The 17,971-nt window shown below is 63.8% G+C and carries 15 protein-coding genes; 3 read left to right on the plus strand and 12 right to left on the minus strand.

Annotated elements, in window-relative coordinates:
• The first annotated feature begins 313 nt into the window (after window positions 1-313).
• Window positions 314-1,108 carry an SDR family NAD(P)-dependent oxidoreductase gene (locus tag ACJRW5_RS20640; RefSeq protein ID WP_484572358.1) on the plus strand — a complete coding sequence of 265 codons (795 nt, stop codon included), beginning with the start codon at window positions 314-316 and terminating at the stop codon, window positions 1,106-1,108.
• A 39-nt stretch (window positions 1,109-1,147) separates the two neighbouring features.
• On the opposite strand, the gene ACJRW5_RS20645 is transcribed toward ACJRW5_RS20640, so the two are convergent.
• The gene (locus tag ACJRW5_RS20645; protein ID WP_484572359.1) at window positions 1,148-1,720 is read right to left on the minus strand and encodes a TetR/AcrR family transcriptional regulator; all 573 of its coding nucleotides are present in this window, start codon (window positions 1,718-1,720) and stop codon (window positions 1,148-1,150) included.
• 29 nt (window positions 1,721-1,749) lie between these two features.
• Complete coding sequence (locus ACJRW5_RS20650; RefSeq protein ID WP_484572360.1) at window positions 1,750-2,319, minus strand: PaaI family thioesterase; 570 nt, start codon at window positions 2,317-2,319, stop codon at window positions 1,750-1,752.
• A 95-nt stretch (window positions 2,320-2,414) separates the two neighbouring features.
• Here ACJRW5_RS20650 and ACJRW5_RS20655 point away from each other — a divergent pair, with 95 nt between their 5' ends.
• Window positions 2,415-3,614 (plus strand): MFS transporter, encoded by a 1,200-nt coding sequence (locus ACJRW5_RS20655; RefSeq protein ID WP_484572361.1) that lies wholly within the window; start codon window positions 2,415-2,417, stop codon window positions 3,612-3,614.
• 15 nt (window positions 3,615-3,629) lie between these two features.
• A complete protein-coding gene (gene lpdA, locus ACJRW5_RS20660; protein ID WP_484572362.1) occupies window positions 3,630-5,030 on the plus strand; it encodes a dihydrolipoyl dehydrogenase in 1,401 nt (466 codons plus the stop codon).
• Window positions 5,031-5,037: 7 nt separating this feature from the next.
• Here the strand turns inward: lpdA and ACJRW5_RS20665 are convergent, their stop codons facing one another.
• The 10 genes from ACJRW5_RS20665 to ACJRW5_RS20710 all read right to left on the minus strand — a co-directional run bounded on the left by ACJRW5_RS20665 (window position 5,038) and on the right by ACJRW5_RS20710 (window position 17,938).
• Window positions 5,038-5,985 carry a hypothetical protein gene (locus tag ACJRW5_RS20665; protein WP_484572363.1) on the minus strand — a complete coding sequence of 316 codons (948 nt, stop codon included), beginning with the start codon at window positions 5,983-5,985 and terminating at the stop codon, window positions 5,038-5,040.
• Window positions 5,986-6,250: 265 nt separating this feature from the next.
• Window positions 6,251-6,616: a DUF5064 family protein gene (locus tag ACJRW5_RS20670; RefSeq protein WP_484572364.1), complete on the minus strand. Its 366-nt coding sequence runs from the start codon at window positions 6,614-6,616 to the stop codon at window positions 6,251-6,253.
• A gap of 13 nt (window positions 6,617-6,629) precedes the next feature.
• Window positions 6,630-7,556, minus strand: a complete 927-nt coding sequence (gene arcC / locus ACJRW5_RS20675) for a carbamate kinase (protein WP_484572365.1) — start codon at window positions 7,554-7,556, stop codon at window positions 6,630-6,632.
• Window positions 7,557-7,688: 132 nt separating this feature from the next.
• Window positions 7,689-8,699: an ornithine carbamoyltransferase gene (locus ACJRW5_RS20680; RefSeq protein WP_484572366.1), complete on the minus strand. Its 1,011-nt coding sequence runs from the start codon at window positions 8,697-8,699 to the stop codon at window positions 7,689-7,691.
• Window positions 8,700-8,762: 63 nt separating this feature from the next.
• A complete protein-coding gene (gene arcA, locus ACJRW5_RS20685; RefSeq protein ID WP_484572367.1) occupies window positions 8,763-10,013 on the minus strand; it encodes an arginine deiminase in 1,251 nt (416 codons plus the stop codon).
• 74 nt (window positions 10,014-10,087) lie between these two features.
• A complete protein-coding gene (gene arcD, locus ACJRW5_RS20690; protein WP_484572368.1) occupies window positions 10,088-11,515 on the minus strand; it encodes an arginine-ornithine antiporter in 1,428 nt (475 codons plus the stop codon).
• Window positions 11,516-12,109: 594 nt separating this feature from the next.
• On the minus strand, window positions 12,110-16,045 hold the full coding sequence (putA, locus tag ACJRW5_RS20695; RefSeq protein ID WP_484572369.1) for a trifunctional transcriptional regulator/proline dehydrogenase/L-glutamate gamma-semialdehyde dehydrogenase: 3,936 nt from the start codon (window positions 16,043-16,045) through the stop codon (window positions 12,110-12,112).
• Between the two features lie 327 nt (window positions 16,046-16,372).
• Complete coding sequence (locus tag ACJRW5_RS20700) at window positions 16,373-16,606, minus strand: DUF2790 domain-containing protein (protein WP_484572370.1); 234 nt, start codon at window positions 16,604-16,606, stop codon at window positions 16,373-16,375.
• 95 nt (window positions 16,607-16,701) lie between these two features.
• Window positions 16,702-16,884, minus strand: a complete 183-nt coding sequence (locus tag ACJRW5_RS20705) for a hypothetical protein (RefSeq protein WP_484572371.1) — start codon at window positions 16,882-16,884, stop codon at window positions 16,702-16,704.
• 91 nt (window positions 16,885-16,975) lie between these two features.
• The gene (locus tag ACJRW5_RS20710; RefSeq protein WP_484572372.1) at window positions 16,976-17,938 is read right to left on the minus strand and encodes a LysR family transcriptional regulator; all 963 of its coding nucleotides are present in this window, start codon (window positions 17,936-17,938) and stop codon (window positions 16,976-16,978) included.
• Window positions 17,939-17,971 lie beyond the last annotated feature (33 nt).

Here is a 17,971-nt window from a genome sequence, read left to right on the forward strand (position 1 = left end):
CTGTCCATCTGGTCAGGCAGGTGCTGCCAGAGCAAAAAAGGCGCCAATTCTCGTGTTTGTTGCTATCCCTTGCAAATCAACCAGATGCACGGATAACCAAGGGAGCATTTGCTGCAGGTACTGCACCTTTTCTGACCGAGAGGACAAAAAAGCCATAACTTGGTGCGCTGCCGTCTGGCGGAATGAGCAGCGCTTTTATATGGGAGTGCTTGACTGGATTGATTATGGTCGTCATATAAATATTAAATTATGACTGTAATTTAAATGGTGAGAGGATCTCCTCTCGTTCATTGTCCCCAGCAGGTAACTTCTCATGAATGCTCAAGCTTCTCTCGGAACCGCTTTGATCACCGGCGCCTCGTCTGGCATCGGTGCCACCTATGCCGACCGCCTTGCCCGGCGTGGTCATGACCTGCTCTTGGTGGCGCGCGATGCACAGCGCTTGCAGGCATTGGCTGATCGTTTGAGTGGCGAGTACGGCGTCGCAGTGGAAGTGATGCCTGCGGATCTGACCCGCAAGGCTGATGTGTTACGGGTGGAACAGCGCCTGCGCGAGGATCCGAACATTGCGCTGCTGGTCAATAACGCCGGCATAGCTATGAACGGCACGTTGGCCGGGGCGGATCTGGATCAGGCGGAAATCATGATCCAGCTGAACGTCGTCGCGCTGACGCGGCTGGCAGCCGCGGCGGCAGCCAATTTCTCCGCAGCCGGGCGCGGCGGCATCATCAACCTGGGCTCGGTGGTGGCGTTGGCGCCGGAGATGTTCAATGCCGTCTACAGCGCGACCAAGGCCTATGTGCTGAGCCTGACCCAGACTTTGGCGGGGGAATTGCGAGGTTCTGGCGTACAGCTGCAGGCGGTGATGCCGGGTGTGACCCGCACCGAGATCTGGGAGCGCAGCGGCACCGATGCCTCGGCGCTGCCACCGTCGATGATCATGGAGGTGGGGGAGATGGTCGATGCGGCGTTGGCCGGCTTCGATCAGCAGGAGCTGGTGACCATCCCTTCATTGCCCAATGCGACCGACTGGGAGGCCTTCGTCAGCGCTCGCGCGGCGCTGGGGCCGAATCTTTCGCACAACCAGGCGGCCGCACGTTACAAATAACGGCGCGGGCCGGGCGTCGAATGGCGCCCGGCTTTCGCGTCATTCGCTCGGGCTGCCGGCTTTTTCCAGTAGTTTGGCGCGGGTGGTGTGCAGCAGGCGGTCTGACAGTTCCGGGTCCTTGACGCTGCGCGACAGCAGCAGTGCGCCGACCATGGCCGAGAGCAGCAGCACGCTCTCGTCAGCGGCGTCTTCGCCTTCCAGCTCCTTCTCGATCAGCGCCAGGCGGTTAAGTACCATCGCGTCGGTGGTCGCGCTCGGTTCGCCACGCTGGCCCAGTTCTGCCGACATCGTCGGCAGTGGGCAGCCAGCGCCGGGGGTGGCGCGGTGAGCGTCGGACAGGTAGCGCTGGATCAGCAGCCGCAGCGGCGAGCCGGTGTCTCCCTGAGCCTGTTTCATGTCGCTCGCCAGCGTCTGCACGGCATGCTGCAGAGCGGTTTCCACCAGGTCGTCCTTGGACTTGAAATGGGCGTAGAAGCCGCCATGGGTGAGGCCCAGCGCCTTCATCAATGGTTGCAGGCCGGTTGCCCCCACGCCGTCACGGCGAAAGCGCAGCGCGGCTTCCTCGATGATGCGTTGATGGGTTTTGGCCTTGTGATCTTCCGAATAGCGCATGGGCTTTCCCGTCTTTCAGATGTTGGCTGTCATCTTACACTCGCGTCGTTGTTCTGGCGCGCCGTGTTCATGTCGAGAATCAGGCAGGTGGTGGACGCGACAGCGTAGAGGCGCTCGTCGACATCGTACAGGCGGCCTTCGGCCAGGGCGGTAGAGCGGCCGACGTGGACGATGCGACCTTCAGCGCGCACCGGACCCGCTTCGCTGCGCAGGGCGCGGATATAACTTACCCGCAGGTCGGTGGTGGTGTAGCCCTGGCCTGGCTTGAGCAGCGTATGCACGGCGCAGCCCATGCAGGAGTCGAGCAGGGTGGCGATATAGCCACCGTGCACGCTACCCAATGGGTTGTAATGACGCTGGTCGGGCGCGCCCTGGAAGACGAACAGGCCGCTGGCCCATTGCACCGGGGTGAAGTCGAGCACGGCACCAATTGGCGGCGAGGGCAGGTCGCCACGACCAATGCCGTCGAAGAAATCCATCGGCGCCATGGTGGCAACTTCCGCCAGGCTCAGTGTGCCCGGGTCGGCAAGCTGGCTGCGCACCGCCTGTTCTTCGGCGATCCAGGTGGCAAGGCGGGCATCTCGGGATGAAGTGGTCATGGCGACTCCTGATAAATATGATGGACGACATTCAATTTTTCATATTATGGTTGAAATATAAATAGCCGTCAGTCGTGGTCACTCGGAGCCTTGCCATGCAGCCTTCCCGCATTCTGTTGCTCATCCTCATGCTGCTCACGGCATTGGGGGAGACCTCCACGCAGTTGCTGATTCCCGCGCTGGGTGAGCTGGAGCGTGGCTTGCACGCCGAGCCCGGCAGCAGCCTGCTGGCGCTCTCGCTGTTCGTCGCGGCCTTCGGCCTGGGCCAGCTGCTGCTGGGGCCACTGTCCGACCGGCTGGGGCGCAGGCCGGTGCTGCTCGCTGGGCTGAGCCTGTACCTGCTGGCGACCCTGGGCATGCTGCTGGCGCCAGACATCGAGGTGCTGATCGGCATGCGCGTACTGCAGGGCCTGGGCGCCTGCGCGGCGCTGGTGCTGGCACGCGCCATCGTCCGCGACGTGTGGCAGGAGCAGGCGGGGCCGGCCCTGGCGCTGACGGTGTTGGGGATGTTCGCCGCCATCGTCCTGTCGCCGGTGATCGGCGGCCTGCTGACCCAGTACGGCGGGTGGCGCGCACCGCTGCTGGCTACCCTGGGGCTGGGCGGCCTGGCGTTGCTGTCGACCTTGTTCAGCTATCGCGAGACCCATCTGCAGCGGGACCCACAGGCCGGCCGCCTTAGGGGCGTGCTGGCTAGCTACCTGCAGGTGCTGCCGAGTTGCCGCGCGCTGGCGCTGACCATCGCCTGTACCTACGGCGCGATGTTCGTCGTGGTGGCCGGCTCGTCGTCGGTGTACATCGGGCTGCTGGGGCTGAGCGCCGCGCAGTACGGCCTGACCTTCGCCCTGATCGTTTCCGGCCTGCTCGGCGGCGCGCTGTTCACCCTGCACAACGTGCAGCGCCTGGGGCCGCTGCGGGTGGTGGGCATCGGGGTCGGCCTGGTGCTCGTGGGCGCCTTGCTGACGCTGCTGATCTACCTGGCGTTCGGCCTGTCGCTGCTGGGCCTGTCGCTGCCCCAGGTACTGGTGACGCTGGGTGGCGGTATGCTGCTGCCCGCAGCCGTGGCCGGGGCGGTTATTCCCAACCCGCAGCGTGCGGGGCTGGCGGCGGGGCTGATGGGGTTCTCGCAGATGGCTGGTGCCACTGTCGCGGGTTTGTTGCTCGGTGCCCTGCAGGATGGCTCGGCCTGGCCTATGGTTGCCTTGAATGCACTGTTCGCTGGCCTGGCGTTTCTACTCTTTCATCTCTTGCGGGCACGTCCGGTCGTCGCGACTGCGTTGGCCGGCAAACTTCCCTGATCCGAGGAACAAGCTATGAGCAGCTATGACGTGGTCATCATCGGCGCCGGCCCTGGCGGCTACAACGCGGCCATCCGTGCCGGGCAACTGGGGTTGAAGGTGGCGTGCGTGGAGGGGCGTGAAACCTTGGGGGGCACCTGCCTGAATGTCGGCTGCATGCCCTCGAAGGCGCTGCTGCATGCCTCGGAGCTATACGAAGCGGCGGCCGCCGGCGACCTGAGTGCCCTCGGCGTGGAGGTCACGCCGACGCTCAACCTGGCGCAGATGATGAAACAGAAGGCAGGCAGCGTCGAAGCGCTGACCAAGGGCGTGGAGTTCCTGTTTCGCAAGAACAAGGTGGAATGGGTCAAGGGTTGGGGGCGTATCGACGGCCCAGGTCGGGTGCAGGTCAAGCTGCACGATGGCGGCGAGCGCCTGCTCGAGGCGCAGAACATCGTCATCGCGACTGGTTCCGAGCCTACGCCGCTGCCAGGCGTCGAGATCGACAACCAGCGCATTCTCGATTCCACCGGTGCATTGTCGCTGCCTGAAGTGCCCAGGCATCTGGTGGTGATCGGTGCCGGGGTGATCGGCCTCGAGCTGGGTTCGGTATGGCGCCGCCTGGGCAGCCAGGTCACGGTGGTGGAGTACCTCGATCGTATCTGCCCCGGCCTGGATGGCGAGACCGCCAAGACCCTGCAACGCACCCTGGGCAAGCAGGGCATGAGCTTCAAGTTGGGTACCAAGGTCACGGGCGCGAAGACGAGCAAGTCTGGTGTGACCCTGAATCTGGAACCGGCGGCTGGCGGTGCGAGTGAAACCCTGGACGCCGACTACGTGCTGGTGGCTATCGGCCGGCGTCCCTACACCCAGGGACTGGGCCTGGACAGCGTCGGTCTGAACACCGACAAGCGCGGCATGCTCAGTAATGACAAGCACCGCAGTGGCGTGCCGGGCGTCTGGGTGATCGGTGATGTCACCTCCGGGCCGATGCTGGCGCACAAGGCCGAGGATGAGGCAGTGGCCTGCATCGAGCGCATCGCCGGGCATGCGGCGGAGGTCAACTATGGGGTGATACCCGGCGTGATCTATACACGGCCAGAGGTGGCCAGTGTCGGCAAGGGCGAGGAGGAGCTCAAGGCCGAAGGGCGCGCCTACAAGGTCGGCAAGTTCCCCTTCACGGCCAACAGCCGGGCGAAGATCAACCACGAGACCGAAGGCTTCGTGAAGATTCTCGCCGACGCCAATACCGACCAGATTCTCGGCGTGCACATGATCGGCCCGAGCGTCGGCGAGTTGATCGGCGAATACTGCGTGGCCATGGAGTTCTCCGCTTCGGCCGAAGACATCGCGCTGACCTGCCACCCGCACCCGACCCGCTCGGAGGCCGGGCGCCAGGCCGCAATGGGCGTGCATGGCTGGACCATGCAGGCGTGAGCGCGGGCTAGCGGCCGAGGCTGTCGATGCTGAGATAGATCGATAGCCAAGGATGCTCGGGTTGTCTGGTTTGGTTTTTTTCGATCAGGGAATGGATGAGCCTGAGTGGCATGAGATCCGATGCCAGTTCCTCGAGCGCAACATTCTGCCAGCTACCCGAGCCATCCTTGCCAACCATGTAGGCCAGGAGGGGTTTGTCCTGGTTATTGAGGTTCTGATACTCCGGCAGGGTCGGTTCCCGGCTGCTGTCATTGCGCAGCATCGAGGCGGCGATGGCGCGCATTTCCGAGGCCGGCGGCCACTTGCGCCAGACTTTTTCGCCTTCGCTCATGTTGTCGAACAACTGTGCATCGCGCAGAAAGGGGACGGCCATGGCCTCAGGGGTGGCGCCGTCCTTGCGCCTGAGTTCTTCGGCCAGGTCATAGGTGGCATTGCGATGCTGTATGTCGCGGTTGGTCATTTCCAGAAAGGCCACCTGTCGCTCTGCGGCAGTGAACAAACCGGAATCATTGAAGGCAATGTTGGAGAGCACGACCCGGTCCAGTGCGGCGAACGGGTTCTCTGCAGAGGCATCCTGGTAGCGTTGCGGCTCGCCATAGTGGAAGGCCAGCAGGTAATTGGCCGCTTGCTTGGCCAGTGTCTGCCGATCCGGCTGGAGGTCATCGGGGAGTTCGCCAAGAAAGGCTGCGTCGCTACCCTGAGCCTCAATCTGCTGATGATTGCCGTCGAGAAAGGCGTCGAAGCTAGCTGCAGCATCTTTGCCCATGGTGGATGCGTTCTTCAGCAGCAGGGAAATCTGCTTGGCGGCAGGGGAGAGGCTGACCTGGCTGTCCGTGCTCGCCGGTGTACTCGCTGCCTGGCGTGCGGTATTTCCGGCATTCGTTATGAGTTTGCTTGCTGAGCCTGCCTGGTATGAGCGTCCGTTCAGCAGGTGTTCGACAGTGAAGTTGATCATTACCAGTGTCCCTTGATCCGGCCTGCCCCATGCTTGGCGAAACCCGGCGTTGAGCAGGCGTCGCTGGCCATTAACCGGTTTGTCGGCCTGGAATCGAGAAGCTTGAAGTATCGATAACTGAAGCAGAAAGAGGATGGGGCGGGTTGCCCCTGCCTGCTTTCCACAGCGTTAGTGCAATATGGCGACAATCAGCCGGTGGTCATCGTGTAGCCCGGATGCAATCCGGGAGATGTGACGAGCGCCCCCGGATTGCATCCGAGCTACATCAGAGCACGTGGTCGAGGTTGACTGGCTCGCCTGGTCGGGTGTGGAGCTTGGCGCGGATGTCGGCGAACACCTTGTCGTACTCGTCGTGGCCGCGCATCACCGGGCTGGCGTTGATGGGCAAGCCATGGCGAGCGGCTGCCCGGGTGGCCACGCTGGCGAAGTTGAAGGCGACGTCGCGGTGCAGTTCGAACTCCTCCTCGAACGGCTTGCCGCGCACTTCACCGGCCAGGCGCATATGCAGCATCGGCCCCTGCTGTGGGTCCTGGCGTACCTCGTAGTAGAAGTCGACCGAGAAGGGCGGGAGGTGGCGCAAGGACTCCGGACGGTCGAGGTTGTCGCGGTGCATGTGGCCGGGCGTGAACATGGCAGAGCCCTCCTTAGCGATAGATGATGTCGGTGCAGTCCAGGGTGATGCGTGTGCCCGAGCGACCCTGGACGATAGCTTCGATATTCTCCAGCGAACCGATCACCGCAGCACTACCGGTATTACGGGCGAACTCGCAGGCAGCCTGTACCTTCGGCCCCATGGACCCAGCCGCGAAGCCGAGTTTCTCGATCGCATCGGGATGGGCTTCGGCGATGGCTCTCTGCGTCGGCTTGCCCCAGTCGATATAGGCGCCATCCACATCGGTGGCGATCACCAGCAGGTCGGCATTGAGTTGTTCGGCCAGCAGCGCCGAGCACAGGTCCTTGTCGATCACCGCCTCGACGCCGCGCAGTTGGTTGCCGTCGTACATCGTCGGGATGCCGCCGCCGCCAGCGCAGATCACCACGCTGCCTTTTTCCAGCAGCCATTTGATCGGGCGGATTTCGAAGATGCGCTGCGGCCTCGGGCTGGCCACCACGCGGCGAAACTTGTCGCCGTCCGGGGCGATGCTCCAGCCTTTCTCGGCGGCCAGGCGCTCGGCTTCCTCCTTGGCATAGACCGGGCCGATGGGCTTGCTCGGGGCCTTGAACGCAGGGTCGGCGCTGTCCACCTCGACCTGAGTCAGGATGGTGGCGAAGGGCACCTCGAAGGGCAGCAGATTGCCCAGTTCCTGCTCGATCATGTAGCCGATCATGCCTTCGGTTTCGGCACCGAGCACGTCCAGGGGGTAGGGGTTGGCGGCGTCGAAGGCATTGCCTTGCAAGGCCAGCAGGCCAACCTGCGGACCGTTACCGTGGGCGATTACCAGCTCGCTGCCGGGGGCTACCTTGGCGATCTGTTGGCAGGCGATACGTACGTTGTCGCGTTGATTTTCCGCAGTCATGGCTTCGCCGCGACGAAGCAGGGCGTTGCCACCCAGAGCGATGACGAGTCGCATGGTGCTGCTCCTTGTTTGGATGCGTAGCCCGGATGCAATCCGGGCTACGGTGCTGGCTTTGCGTAGGAGCCGGCTTGCTGGCGATGGCGCCGCCAGTGATCGCTGGCAAGCCAGCTCCTACAGGTGCATTTCTCAGATATCCGCCAGGGTCGCGACCAAGATCGCCTTGATCGTGTGCATGCGGTTTTCCGCTTGCTCGAAGGCGATATTCCAGGGCGATTCGAAGACGTCTTCGGTGACCTCGATGCCGTTCTTCAGGTGCGGGTACTGCTCGGCGATCTGTTTGCCGACCTTGGTCTCGCTGTTGTGGAAGGCCGGTAGGCAATGCATGAACTTCACGCGCGGGTTGCCGGCAGCCTTCATGATCTCGGCGTTGACCTGATAGGGCAGCAGCTCTTCGATGCGCTCGCCCCAGGCCTCCACCGGTTCGCCCATGGAAACCCAGACGTCGGTATGGACGAAATCCACGCCCTTGACCGCCTCTTTCGGGTCTTCAGTGAGCAGAATGCGTGCGCCGCTTTCCTCGGCAAACGTCTGGCACGCGGCGACGTGCTCGTCGCTTGGCCACAGTGCCTTGGGCGCGGCGATGCGCACGTCCATGCCGAGCTTGGCGCCGATCAGCAGCAGGGAATTACCCATGTTGTTGCGCGCGTCACCCAGGTAGGCGTAAGTGATGTCATGCAGGGGCTTGTCGCTGTGTTCACGCATGGTCAGTACGTCGGCGAGCATCTGCGTCGGGTGGTATTCGTCGGTCAGGCCGTTGAACACGGGCACGCCGGCATACTGCGCCAGTTCCTCGACGATCTCCTGTCTGAAACCACGGTATTCGATGGCGTCGTACATGCGGCCGAGCACGCGGGCGGTGTCCTTCATGCTCTCCTTGTGGCCAATCTGCGAGGAGTTGGGGTCGATGTAGGTGACGTTGGCGCCCTGGTCGTAGGCGGCCACTTCGAAGGCGCAGCGGGTACGGGTGGAGGTTTTCTCGAAGATCAGCGCGATGTTCTTGCGCTGCAGGTGTTGCTGCTCGGTGCCGGTGTACTTGGCGCGCTTGAGGTCGCGCGAGAGGTCGAGCAGGTAGCGCAGCTCGCGGGTGCTGTGGTGCATCAGGCTGAGCAGATGACGGTTGCGCATGTTGAAAGCCATGGTTCTCTCTCCTTGTGGGCGGCCGAACGCCCCGACGACGGATGGTCGTCGGGGCTGGCTCGATCAGTAGTCGATAGCGTCGCGGATGATCGGGCAGGTCATGCAGTGGCCACCGCCACGGCCGCGCCCGAGTTCGCTGGCGCTGATGGTGATGACTTCTACCCCGGCCTTGCGCAGCAGGGTGTTGGTGTAGGTGTTGCGGTCGTAGCCGATGACCACGCCGGGCTCCAGGCAGACCACGTTGTTGCCGTCGTCCCATTGCTCGCGTTCGGCTTCATAGGCATCACCACCGGTCTCCACCACGCGCAGCTGTTTGAGGTTGAGTGACTCGGCGACCACCTCGAGGAAGGATTTTTCCTCGCGGCGCACATCGACTCCGCCAGGGCGGCTCTCGTCCGGGCGCAGGGTGAAGGGCACGATCGAGTTGGCCACTTCCGGGAAGATGGTCACCAGGTCGCGGTCGCAGAAGCTGAACACGGTGTCCAGGTGCATGGCCGCACGGGACTTGCCGAGGCCGGCGACCACCACTTTGTCCGCCGCGCCCTTGGCAAACAGCGCGCGTGCAACCTGGCCGATGGCCTGATGCGAGGTGCGTTCGCCCATGCCGATCAGCACGGTGCCTTTGCCGATGGGCATGACATCGCCACCTTCGAGAGTGGCGGAGCCGTGATCCTTGTCCGGGTCGCCGTACCAGATGTCGAACTGTTCGCCGGCGAAGTCCGGATGGAATTTGTAGATGGCGCTGGCCAGCAGCGTCTCCTGCCGTCGAGCCGGCCAGTGCATGGGGTTGAGGGTGACGCCGCCGTAGATCCAGCAAGTGGTGTCACGGGTGAACTGGGTGTTGGGCAGCGGCGGGAAGATGAAGCTGGACTCGCCGAGGTAGGCATTGAACATCTTCGCCGCTTCGGAATCCTTGTACCTGGCCAGATCGGCGCCGGACACGCCACCGATCAGGAATTCGGCGATACGCCGATGCTCCAGGCCTTCGACGAAGTCGCGCACTTCACTGAGCAGGCCGAGGCCGACGCTGTTGGCGGTGATCTTGCGGTCGAGAATCCACTTCAGCGCTTCGGGGTTGCCGATGGTCTCTTCCAGTAGGTTGTGCATCTCCACGACCTCGACGCCGCGCTCGCGCATCTTGGTCATGAAGTCGAAGTGGTCGCGCTTGGCCTGTGACACCCAGATCACATCGTCGAACAGCAGTTCGTCGCAGTTTGCCGGAGTCAGGCGTAGGTGCGCCAGGCCGGGGGAACAGACCATTACCTTGTGCAGTTTGCCGGCTTCGGAATGAACGCCGAGGGGTTTCTTGGACATGTCGAACTCCTTCTCGTAGAGCGAGTTTTCAGGCTGGCCGGCGACCCGTCGCTGGCCGCTCGCGGCCAGCGGTGTTAGATACTCAGGAAACCGTCATACAGCCCATAGGCTGCAATGGCGGCACCGATCAGCACGGCGACGAAAATCAGTTTCTCGATGCCGGTGAAAACGGGTTGCCCCATCTCGCGCTTGGCTTTGGCGAAGAGGATGGCGCCAGGGGCGTAGAGCAGGGCGGAGAGCAGCAGGTACTGCACGCCGGCGGCATACACCAGCCACACCGCGTACAGCGTGGAGATGGCGGCGATCAGCAGGTCCTTGTTGCGCTCACCGGCGGCGTTCTCGTAGGTCTCGCCTCGCAAGGCCAGCAGCACGGCGTAGGCGCTGGACCAGAAGTAGGGCACCAGAATCATCGAGGTGGCCAGGTACAGCAGGCTGAGGTAGGTGGAGGCGTTGAACAGGGTGATGACCAGAAACAGCTGGATCAGCCCGTTGGACAGCCACAGTGCGTTGGCCGGAACGTGGTTGGCGTTTTCCTTGCGCAGGAACTCCGGCATGGTGTGGTCGCGAGCGCTGGCAAAGAGAATCTCGGCGCACAGCAGCGTCCACGACAGCAGCGCCCCGGCCAGGGAAACGATCAGCCCAATGGAGATCAGCTGCGCGCCCCAGGGGCCGACTACCTGCTCCAGCACACCGGCCATGGAGGGATTCTTCAGACCAGACAGTTCGGCCTGAGCCATGATGCCCTGGGACAGGATGTTGACCAGCACCAACAGCAGCAGCACGCCGACGAAACCGATCACCGTGGCCTTGCCGACGTCGCTGCGCTTCTCGGCGCGGGCCGAGAAGATGCTCGCTCCTTCGATACCGATGAATACCCAGACGGTGACCAGCATCATGTTGCGCACCTGGTCCATCACGCTGCCCAGCTCGCTGTTGCCGCGCCCCCAGAAGTCACTGGTGAAGACGTCGAGCTTGAAGGCGATGGCAGCGATGACGATGAACAGCGCCAGCGGCACCATCTTGGCGATGGTGGTGACGGTATTGATGAAGGCCGCCTCCTTGATGCCGCGCAGTACCAGAAAGTGCAGCAGCCACAGCAGGATCGAGGCGCAGATCACCGCGGGCAGTGTGTTGCCTTCGCCGAACACCGGGAAGAAGTAGCCGAGGGTGGAGAACAGCAGCACCATGTAGCTGACGTTGCCGATCCAGGCGCTGATCCAGTAGCCCCAGGCCGAGGAGAAGCCCATGTAGTCGCCGAACCCGGCCTTGGCGTAGGCGTACACCCCACCGTCGAGTTCGGGCTTGCGATTGGCCAGGGTCTGGAAGACGAATGCCAGGGTAAGCATGCCGACCCCGGTGATCAGCCAGCCGACCAGGGTGGCACCGGCGCTGGCGCTGGCGGCGATGTTCTGTGGCAGGGAGAAGATACCGCCGCCGACCATGGAGCCGACTACCAGGGCGATGAGGGCGCCCAGTCGGAGTTTTTGTGTCGAGTCAGACATCTCAATTACCTCCTTGTCTCAAAGGGGACATAGGTATTGAGCGCGTTTGGCAGGGCAGCCGTGGTGACCTGGATCAATGGGCGGCTATCCGTTGCGCCAACGCACATCCTTGCTGGCCAACTGGGGCTGAGCACCCGGTGAACGACAGGACATCTGCTCGGACTGGCGTTGGTGTCACCGCACGGGTCACATGTCGGCATGTGGTCAGGTAGGGTGCGCCGTGCGCATCGCGAAGACCGCGGTGCTTGCTTGGTGCGCACGGCGCACCCTACGAAAAGCCGTCCGACCGACAGTTGATCTGTGGCGTAACACCAAGGCAGCGCCAGGTCGTTGAAACGCTAGCCAGGTTTTCTGACAACGCAATGATGGCGAAATGAAGCTTTTTCGTCTGTGCGGGTGGAGGAGGATAAGCGGGGCTGATGGCCCCGCTCGAAGCGCCTGCCGGATAGGCTGGCGCAGACCTTGACGGTCGCTAGGGAAAGGCACGGCAACTGGGCGGATAGCCCCTGCAGGCAGTGTTGCGTGTGGTGACAGCATGCCGCGGAAAGCTTTCAGCTGGCTTTCCGCGGTGTGACGCAGTGATGACGACGGCGATCAGCCGATGGTCATCAGGCTGGCGTTACCGCCAGCTGCAGCTGTGTTGACGCTCAGTGCGTGCTCGACCAGCAGGCGCTCCAGTGCAATGTCGGTCTCGCCCTTGTTCAGGCCGTGCACGCCGACGATGGCGCCCTTGCGCTGGGCCGCTTGCTCGCTCACTGCGCGCAGCTGGTCGGAATCGCCGTGATGGAGGATGGCGTCCAGCTCCACGTCGATGCTGTTCCAGTCGGCGACCAGCTGGATGTGCTTCTGCACCTCTTTCGGCAGCTCGCTGTACAGCGCGCGCTGGCTTTCCAGCCAGATCGCCTTGCAGCCTACCGCCAGGGTAGCGGCCAGCTGGGTGAGCAGGTCGCTGCGCTCGTCGGCCAGGTTCAGCACCTGTTCGCGCGGCAGCAGGGTGTAGCTGTTGCGCTCGCCGGTCGGGCCGGTCAGCAGGTGGCTGCTGTAGCTCTGCGATAGTGTACGGTACTGCTCGAACAGGGCGGCGATGGCTGGCTCCTGCTTGCCAGCCCACTCGGCGAAGGCGGCGCGCAGTTTGTCCAGCTCGCTCGGTGCGGGCAGGGTCTGCACGTCGGCCTGTTGCAGGCACTGAGCGACGGCTTCCTGCGGCCGGGTCGACAGCAGGCGATAGAGGTACAGCGGGCCGCCGGCTTTCGGGCCGGTGCCGGACAGGCCTTCACCACCGAATGGTTGCACGCCGACCACGGCGCCAACCATGTTGCGGTTGACGTACAGGTTGCCGACCTTGGCCGTACCGACGACCTGGGCGATGGTCTCGTCGATGCGCGTGTGCACGCCGAGGGTCAGGCCGTAGCCGCTGTCGTTGATCTGCTGCAGCAGCTTGCCCAGATCCGCACGCTGGTAGCGCACCACGTGCAGCACCGGGCCGAAGATCTCGCGCTTCATTTCGTCGAAGCTGTCCAGTTCGATCAGGGTCGGCACGACGAAGGTGCCGCGCTTGATCTCTTCGCCATTGGCACGCGCCAGTTGGGTGACCTTGCGGCCTTTTTCACGCAGTTTGGCGATGTGGGTTTCGATGCCGGCCTTGGCTTCGGCGTCGATCACCGGGCCGATGTCGGTGTTCAGGCGCTCCGGGTTGCCGAGGGTGTATTCGGCCATGGCGCCCTTGAGCATGGTCAGCACACGGTCGGCCACGTCGTCCTGCACGCACAGCACGCGCAGCGCCGAGCAGCGCTGGCCGGCGCTGTCGAAGGCGGAGGCGACCACGTCCATCACCACCTGCTCGGTCAGTGCCGAGGAGTCGACGATCATGGCGTTGAGGCCGCCGGTCTCGGCGATCAGCGGAATGGTGCGGCCCTGGGCATCGAGGCGACCGGCGATATTGCGCTGGAGGATGCCGGCGACTTCGGTGGAGCCGGTGAACATCACGCCACGCACGCGTTCGTCACCCACCAGGCGCGCGCCGACGGTTTCACCGCGGCCCGGCAGCAGTTGCACGGCACCGGCGGGCACGCCGGCTTCGAGGAGGATGCGCACGGCCTGGGCAGCGACCAGCGGGGTCTGCTCGGCCGGCTTGGCCAGCACGGTGTTGCCGGCGGCCAGCGCCGCGGCAACCTGACCGCTGAAGATGGCCAGGGGGAAGTTCCACGGGCTGATGCACACCACCGGGCCCAGCGGGCGGTGGCTGTCGTTGCCGAAGCTGCTGGCCTGGATCGCGTAGTAGCGCAGGAAGTCCACGGCTTCGCGCACTTCGGCGATGGCATTGGCGAAGGTTTTGCCGGATTCACGCACCAGCAGGCCCATCAGTTGCTGCAACTCGGCTTCCATCAGGTCGGCGGCGCGTTCCAGCACGGCGGCGCGTTCGCTCGGCAGGGTGGATTGCCAGATCTGCCCGCTGGCCATGGCGCAGAGGATGGCGCTGTCGACATCGGCGATGCTGGCTTCGCGCACGTGGCCGACCAGGTCGCGGTGGTCGGCCGGGTTGCGTACCGGCTCCGGCTCGCCCGGGGTAGCGCCATCGCAACCGAGCATCGGCTCGGCCAGGTAGCTGTGGTTGACGGTCGACAGCAGTGCCGAGGACAGCGAGCCGAGGCGGTGTTCGTTGGCCAGGTCGAGGCCGGCGGAGTTGGCTCGCTGCGAGCCGTACAGGTCACGCGGCAGGGGGATGCGCGGGTGCGGCAGACCGATGCTGCCTTCCTGCGAGGCCATCTGCTCGACCTGCACCACCGGGTCGAGCACCAGGGCTTTCAGCGAGATGCTGTGGTCGGCGATGCGATTGACGAAGCTGGTGTTGGCGCCGTTTTCCAGCAGGCGACGGACCAGGTAGGCGAGCAGGGTTTCGTGGCTGCCCACCGGTGCGTAGATGCGGCACGGACGGTTCAGCTTGCCATCGGCGATCTTGCCGACCACCTGCTCGTACAGCGGTTCACCCATGCCGTGCAGGCACTGGAATTCGTACTGGCCCGGGTAGTAGTTCTGCCCGGCCAGGTGGTAGATGGCCGACAGCGAGTGGGCGTTGTGCGTGGCGAACTGCGGGTAGATGGCTTCCGGCGCGGCCAGCAGCTTGCGTGCGCAGGCGATGTAGGACACGTCGGTGTACGGCTTGCGGGTGTATACCGGGTAGCCTTCCAGGCCGTTGACCTGAGCCAGCTTGATCTCGCTGTCCCAGTAGGCACCTTTGACCAGGCGGATCATCAGACGGTGGCGGCTGCGCTTGGCCAGATCGACAACGTAGTCGATCACGTACGGGCAGCGCTTCTGGTAAGCCTGGATGACGAAACCGATGCCGTTCCAGCCGGCGAGGCTCGGCTCGAAGCACAGGCGCTCGAGCAGGTCCAGCGACAGCTCCAGGCGGTCGGCTTCCTCGGCGTCGATATTGATGCCGATGTCGTACTGCTTGGCCAGTTGGGTCAGGCTCAGCAGGGTCGGGTACAGCTCGTCCATCACGCGCTCGTACTGGGCACGGCTGTAGCGTGGGTGCAGTGCCGAGAGCTTGATCGAGATGCCCGGGCCTTCGTAGATGCCGCGACCATGCGAGGCCTTGCCGATGGCGTGGATGGCCTGCTCGTAGGAGGCCAGGTAGCGCTTGGCGTCTTCTTCGGTCAGCGCGGCTTCGCCGAGCATGTCGTAGGAGTAGCGGAAGCCTTTGCTTTCGAGGGTGGCGGCGTTGGCCAGGGCTTCGGCGATGGTCTCGCCGGTGACGAACTGCTCGCCCATCAGGCGCATGGCCATGTCCACGCCCTTGCGGATCACCGGCTCGCCGCTCTTGCCGATGATGCGGTTGAGCGACGAGGTCATGCCGGCTTCGTTATGGGTGGAGACCAGTTTGCCGGTGATCAGCAGGCCCCAGCTCGCCGCGTTGACGAACATCGACGGGCTCTGGCCGAGGTGCTGGCTCCAGTTGCCGTTGGCGATCTTGTCGCGGATCAGCACGTCGCGGGTCGCTTTGTCGGGGATGCGCAGCAGCGCCTCGGCCAGGCACATCAGCGCCACGCCTTCCTGCGACGACAGCGAGAACTCCTGCAGCAGACCCTGCACCAGGCCCTGACGGCCGCTGGCGTTCTTCTGCTTGCGCAGCTTCTCGGCAATCCCCAGGGCAAGCTTCTGCGAGGCCTCGGCTTGCTCCTTGGTCAGGCGCGCCTGCTCCAGCAGCATTGGCACCACTTCGGTTTCCGGGCGGCGATAGGCGCTGGTGATGGCGGCGCGCAGCACCGACTGCGGCAGGATGCTCTCGGCGAAGTCGAGGAACACCTGCAACCCTGCATCGCTCAGCGACTCCAGCGCTTCCTCACCGGCAGCAGCGGCCAGGCCGGCATGCTCGGCGGGCGTCAGGCCACTCTCGACCTGCTCCAGATAGTTGAAGATCGCCTGCTTGATCATCCAGTGCGGGGTGCGGTCGATCTGCGCAGCGGCCTTCTTCAAGCGCTCGCGGGTGGCATCGTCGAGTTTTACGCCAAGGGTCGTGGTGGCCATGGGGAGTCCTACTTGTCAGGTTATGCACGGCAACAAAAAAGTTGCGGGAGATTAAACCCGAGAATATGTAGGGTGCAACCAGGTGCAACCAATAACTTTCGTCAGGCGACGAACGTTGATATGCCTGAGAACCGTCGCTTGGCGTTGTGTGCGCGAGCATTGCTCAGGGTATGGCTCGTACGGCAGGATGAGCGCCTGAAGACGTCAGGTGCAACCAGGGTTATACCCGTTCTGGCAGGAGCTGCCATCCTTTCAGAGTAGACCGCGACGATGAGGTGGTGGGTTGGAGTGACGGGCTGCATGGCCTGGCCCGACGCCAAGGGCTTGTCAGTCGTAGCAATTCTCACCGGTACGTTGGTAGATGAGCGTGTGCTGCTCGCCCTTGGAGTCCAGGTAGACCATGCGCGCCTCGCCTACGTCGCAGCCTTGCGGCAAGCTCTGGCTGATGACCTGAGCAATGTCCAGTTTCATTCCGTAGTGATAGTGCTCGGCGGTTGCGGCCTGAGCCAGGTTGATGCTGCAGCCCAGGGCGAGCAGGCAGGCGATAGCTTTAGCGTTCATGGTGACCTCGATTCTTGGTTAAAGAGGGCCGGGTAACCGGCCCGAAGGACGCCGACCTGGAGCGGGAGGATGGTCGGCGGCAGGGACGATCAGGCTCAGCCCTTTTGGCTGGAGTCCTTGGTGCTGCTCGATTGCGCCTGTTGTTCGGCTGCTGTCGAGTGCTGTTGTTGCTGCGCCTGCTGGTGGGCGACGAAGGCTGCGGATTCTTCGGCGAAGCAGGCCTGTGCGGCCAGCAGGGTGGTGAGGGAGAGGGCAGTGGCAGTCAGAAGGTTTTTCATGGGGGGCGATCCTCTTGGGATTCTTCGTGAGTTCGAAGACATCCTAATAAGGCGCAGAGGCCTGAAAAACCGTGTTACAGGTGAATGACCGTTACCTGGAATGCAACAATCTGTCAGGCGTTGCCCAGCATTTGCGCTCATCCAGAATGGCCTCATCGCCTTGCAGCAGCGGCGGCAGCTCGGCTTTGAGGAAATCGACCCAGGTGCGCGTCTTGGCATCGAGGAAGCGTCGCGACGGGTAGATCGCATAGATGTTCAGTGCCCGCAGCCGATGCTGCGGCAGGATACGCAGCAAGCGCCCCTCGCGCAGGGGCTGGCTGGCAACGAAGGAAGGCAGCAGGCAGAACCCCATGCCTGCCTGCGCTGCCTTGACCAGCGCCTCGGCGACATTGACCTGGAAATGCTCGGCGGGCATCGCTTCCAGTCCCTCGTGCTCATCGCCGAAATCCCATTGCCCGCGATACAACGGGTCGGTCAGGCGCAGGTAGCGGTGTTGCTGCAGGTCCTGCGGACGCTCCGGGATGCCGTGCTGGGCCAGATAGCTGGGCGCCGCGCAGAGTACGCTGTGGATCGCTCCCAGGTGCTGCGCGACCAGTTGCGAGTCCGGCAGGTCGCGAGCAAAGGCGATGGTCACGTCGTGGCCGTCTTCGAGCAGATCAGGGGTGCGCTGGGCCAGGGTCAGCTCCACCACGACCTGAGGATGGTGCTTGGCATAGCGGGCGATCAGTGGAGTGATGTGCTGCAGGCCGAGGCCGGTCATGGTGTGCACGCGCAGACGCCCGCAGGGGGTTTGATGGGCGCCGCGAGCTTCGGCATCGGCCTCGTCGACCTGCTCGAGGATTCGCCGGCTGCGTTCCAGATAGCGCTCGCCGGTTTCGGTCAGTGCCAGGCGCCGCGTGGTGCGCTGCAGCAGGCGCGCCTGCAGGTGCTGCTCCAGATCCGAGATCAGTCGCGACACTTGCGCGGTAGACAGGTCCAGCGCCTGCGCCGCTGCGGTGAAGCTGCCGCGTTCGACCACCTGTACGAACACGCGCATGCCATGCAAGGTATCCATTGTTGCTCCTGGCGTAATGAGCCAGTCGCATTA

The organism is Pseudomonas pichavaramensis (assembly GCF_050473265.1).
Taxonomy (GTDB): Bacteria; Pseudomonadota; Gammaproteobacteria; order Pseudomonadales; family Pseudomonadaceae; genus Aquipseudomonas.